Origin of the sequence: Alcanivorax sp. (assembly GCF_014762765.1) — a bacterium.
Taxonomy (GTDB): Bacteria; Pseudomonadota; Gammaproteobacteria; order Pseudomonadales; family Alcanivoracaceae; genus Alcanivorax.
Genome location: NZ_JABURH010000029.1, coordinates 1 through 3,373 on the forward strand (window position 1 = coordinate 1; position 3,373 = coordinate 3,373).

At 59.9% G+C, this 3,373-nt stretch carries 5 protein-coding genes; 2 read left to right on the top strand and 3 right to left on the bottom strand.

Features of this window, described 5'->3' with window-relative positions:
* Nucleotides 1-277 (bottom strand): SDR family NAD(P)-dependent oxidoreductase (locus HUJ17_RS01015; RefSeq protein WP_290508959.1); only part of this gene is annotated, 277 nt, incomplete at its 3' end.
* A gap of 71 nt (nt 278-348) precedes the next feature.
* Complete coding sequence (locus HUJ17_RS01020; RefSeq protein WP_290508960.1) at nt 349-2,133, bottom strand: acyclic terpene utilization AtuA family protein; 1,785 nt, start codon at nt 2,131-2,133, stop codon at nt 349-351.
* A gap of 186 nt (nt 2,134-2,319) precedes the next feature.
* Between HUJ17_RS01020 and HUJ17_RS01025 the strand changes: the two genes are divergently transcribed.
* Both HUJ17_RS01025 and HUJ17_RS01030 read left to right on the top strand, forming a co-directional pair.
* On the top strand, nt 2,320-2,910 hold the full coding sequence (locus HUJ17_RS01025; RefSeq protein WP_290508961.1) for a TetR/AcrR family transcriptional regulator: 591 nt from the start codon (nt 2,320-2,322) through the stop codon (nt 2,908-2,910).
* Nucleotides 2,907-3,095: a hypothetical protein gene (locus tag HUJ17_RS01030; RefSeq protein ID WP_290508962.1), complete on the top strand. Its 189-nt coding sequence runs from the start codon at nt 2,907-2,909 to the stop codon at nt 3,093-3,095. Before HUJ17_RS01025 ends, HUJ17_RS01030 begins: the two co-directional genes overlap by 4 nt.
* 75 nt (nt 3,096-3,170) lie before the next feature.
* On the opposite strand, the gene HUJ17_RS01035 is transcribed toward HUJ17_RS01030, so the two are convergent.
* A partial coding sequence (locus HUJ17_RS01035) for a hypothetical protein (RefSeq protein ID WP_290508963.1) occupies nt 3,171-3,373 on the bottom strand: 203 nt, incomplete at its 5' end.

The window sequence follows — 3,373 nt, forward strand, 5'->3', positions numbered from 1 at the left end:
GGACCACCTCGACGGCCTTGTAGATCTCGGCAACGGTGGCCTTGACCACTTCTTCATCACGAATGTCGCAGGCGAAGCCGATGGCCTGGCCGCCGTCTTCTTCGATCTCTGCCGCCACGTTATCCAGTTTTTCCTGCTTGCGGCCAACCAGCACTACGCGGGCACCCAGGGAAGCCAGTTCATGGGCGGTACAGCGACCGATGCCGGAGCCGCCGCCGGTGACGATGATGTTCTGGCCGGCAAACAGGTCGGGTTTGAATACGGAACGGTATGACATGTGATTCCCTTAATCTAATTGGTTGAAAGCGTCGGACGTCCGACGTCAGACGTCCGACGCTAAAATCAAAATCATGCACCTACTTCGTCAGCGATGGCTTGGCTGACGGGGATGGGCATATCCAGTAACTGCTGGGCGAATGCCTTGCCCTGCGGATCAATGCGCAGGGAGGCGATGCCGCCGCCGCCCAATGCATTTTTCAGCAGGAAGTTGAAAGCATTCATGCCGGGCAAGGACCAGCGGCTGACGCTGCCGGTGTCCGGGTCGAGGACGTGTTGCATGTAATCCGCCACTGCCTCTTCGCCCAGAGCGGCATTCATAAAGGGCAGATACTCGGGGCGGCGGGCGATTACGCCGATATTGGCATGGTTGCCCTTGTCGCCGCTGCGGGCCCAGGCCAGTTTGACCAGGGGGACCGCCACGTCTCCGCTGACGGTTTCGCCGCGTGGATCTGCGGGCAGGTTGGCGGGGTCAAAGGGCGCACCGGCAGGAATGCTGACGGGTATCGTGTCGCCGTCCAGGTTCACGGTAACCGGGATGCTGTTCTTGCTGACCAGAGTGGAAAACAGGCGGATGCGCGGGAACGGTTTGGGACGTCCGCCGACCAGGCCGGACAGCCCCGGGGCCATGCCGGTGGCAGCCTGGGCAATTTCCCGGGCAAACAGTCCCAGGGCTTTTTTGTCGTCGTGCAGGGCGCCGATTTTGACGACCACCTCTCGGGTGTCACCGCGACGGGCATGGGCGCCGTAGGTGGTTTCGCTGCCGAGAATTTCCACGCTGGTTTCGCGCATGGGGGCCATGCCCAATTGCGTGAACAGACCGGCCACCTTTTTCAGAATGGCATCGGCCACCACCTGGCCTTTCTGCGGGGCGTCGATGCCCCCCATCAGAAATGAGGCGGTGATGCGGTTACCGTCCGGGTAAGTGGCGGAGACTTTATAGGTGTCGCTGGGCGGCAGGCCTTTGGCGCCACTGACGCGGACCCGATTGTCACCCACCTGTTCCAGTGTCACGTTGGTGAAGTCACAGATCACATCGGGCAGCATGTAGGCCCGGGGGTCGCCGATCTCGTAGACGATCTGCTCGCCCACTGTCGCCGGGGTGACCAGGCCGCCGGTATTGTCCGGTTTGCTGATAATGAAGTGGCCGTCTGCAAAACATTCGGCAATGGGAAAGCCCATGTTGTGGAAATCGGGCACATCGCGCCAATCGGTGAAATTGCCGCCGGTGCACTGGGCGCCGCACTCAATCACATGGCCGGCCAGGGAGCCCTGGGCCAGTTTGTCATAGTCGTCCTCGGCCCAGCCGAATTCGTGCATCAGCGGCCCCAGTACCACGGCGGAATCAGCAATACGGCCGGTGAGTACGATGTCGGCACCGGCATCCAGGGCCGCCTTGATCGGCAGGGCGCCCAGGTAGGCATTCATGGTCACCGTCATGGGGGGCAGGGGAGCGCCGCTATCCATTTCCGTCACATCAGCAAAGTCGTTGCGGCGGGGGTTCAGGTCGTCGCCTTCCACCAGGGCGATTTTCATCTCGATGCCGGCGGCCTCGAACACCTTTTCCAGGGCCTCGCGGCAGGCCCGCGGGTTCACCCCGCCAGCATTGCTGATGACTTTGATGTTTTTTGCTTTGATGTCCTTGGCCAGCGGCGCCATGACATTGTTGACGAAGTCGTGGGCGTAGCCGGCGCTGGGGTCCTTCATGCGTGCCCCGGCCATGATGGACAGGGTGACCTCGGCCAGGTAATCGAACACCAGATAATCGATCTCGGCCTGCTTGACCAGCTGGAAAGCGGCGCTGTTGGTATCACCCCAGAATCCGGCGGCGCAGCCGATACGAACGGGCTCGGTCATGATGGCTCCATTTGCGTGTGAAAGCGTGGTCTCGTAAGCTACCAAGCAAGCGCTTGGTTTGGCAAGAGTCAGTTTCAACCTGCAAGCAAAAAGCCTGTACAGGCTAATGGAAGGCTGCGCCCTCCCTGGCTTGCAGCTAGCAGCCCGGAATCGGGATAATGCGGGGATACAAAAAAGAGGATACCAATGGCTGAGTCACTGGCAATTAATGGAATCGATGATTCTCCCCGCGGGCGTTTGCTCAGCGCGGCTGCCCACCTGTTTCGGGATAAGGGCTTTGATCGCACCACGGTGCGGGATATCGCTGCTTCCGTGGGTATCCAGAGCGGCTCTATCTTCCATCATTTCAAGAGCAAGGAAGATATTCTCTACGCGGTGATGGAAGAGGTGATCCAGTTCAATACGGATCGCCTGCGTCGGGCCGTGGCGGCAGAAAGCTCGCCGCAAGGGCAGTTGCGGGCCTTGGTGCGGGCGGAGTTGCAATCCATTGTTGGCGATACCGCCGAGGCCATGACCGTGCTGGTGACAGAGTGGCGGTGCCTGAGTGAAGACAAACAGCGCAAGGCGCTGGAGTTGCGCGCCATTTATGAGCAACTCTGGCTGGATGCACTCAATGCCCTGCATGAGCAAGGGGTTTTTCGGGATGACCCTTTCATTATCCGCCGTCTGCTTACCGGCATGACGGGTTGGGCGCCCAACTGGTTCGACCGGGCTGGTTCCCTGACGCTGGATGATCTGGCTGACATTATCGTGCGTCGTGTGGTGGGTGAGGCATGATCGGCAATGCCATCAGCTGGGGTCAGAGTGGCTACTCCATCATCGAGGAAGGTGAGCTGAACCGGCAGACCTGGGCGCTGGATGTGCACCATTATCTGATTGCCAAACCGAACGGACAGCCGGTGCCGGGGAAATTTACCCTGGAGGAGGCCAAGGCGCATATTGAGGCGCTGGAGGCGGAATAGAGTTGCAAGTTCAAAGTTGCAAGGCGCGGGTTGGGCTTTTCCGTTTTGAGGGGCCGTGCTCGCGTCCCCGTGCCCTTACGGCGCGGCTCGTAAGCCCTGGGATTGGCTCTTATTCATGCTCGCGCTTTGCTCCTTGAAACTTGTAACTTGCTCCCGATCCCCTCTGTTCTGCCCAAGATTTAGCCGTTCCGCCCATTTTCTAGGCAAACGGACCTTTTTCTGAAAAAAAGCCGTTGACACCCCGGGCGCAATCCCTAAAATGGCGCCCACTTCGCAAC

Coding starts and splice junctions, on each gene's coding strand:
- HUJ17_RS01020 (WP_290508960.1), bottom strand. CDS start 2,133: ATGACCGAGCCCGTTCGTATCGGCTGCGCCGCCGGATTCTGGGGTGAT.
- HUJ17_RS01025 (WP_290508961.1), top strand. CDS start 2,320: ATGGCTGAGTCACTGGCAATTAATGGAATCGATGATTCTCCCCGCGGG.
- HUJ17_RS01030 (WP_290508962.1), top strand. CDS start 2,907: ATGATCGGCAATGCCATCAGCTGGGGTCAGAGTGGCTACTCCATCATC.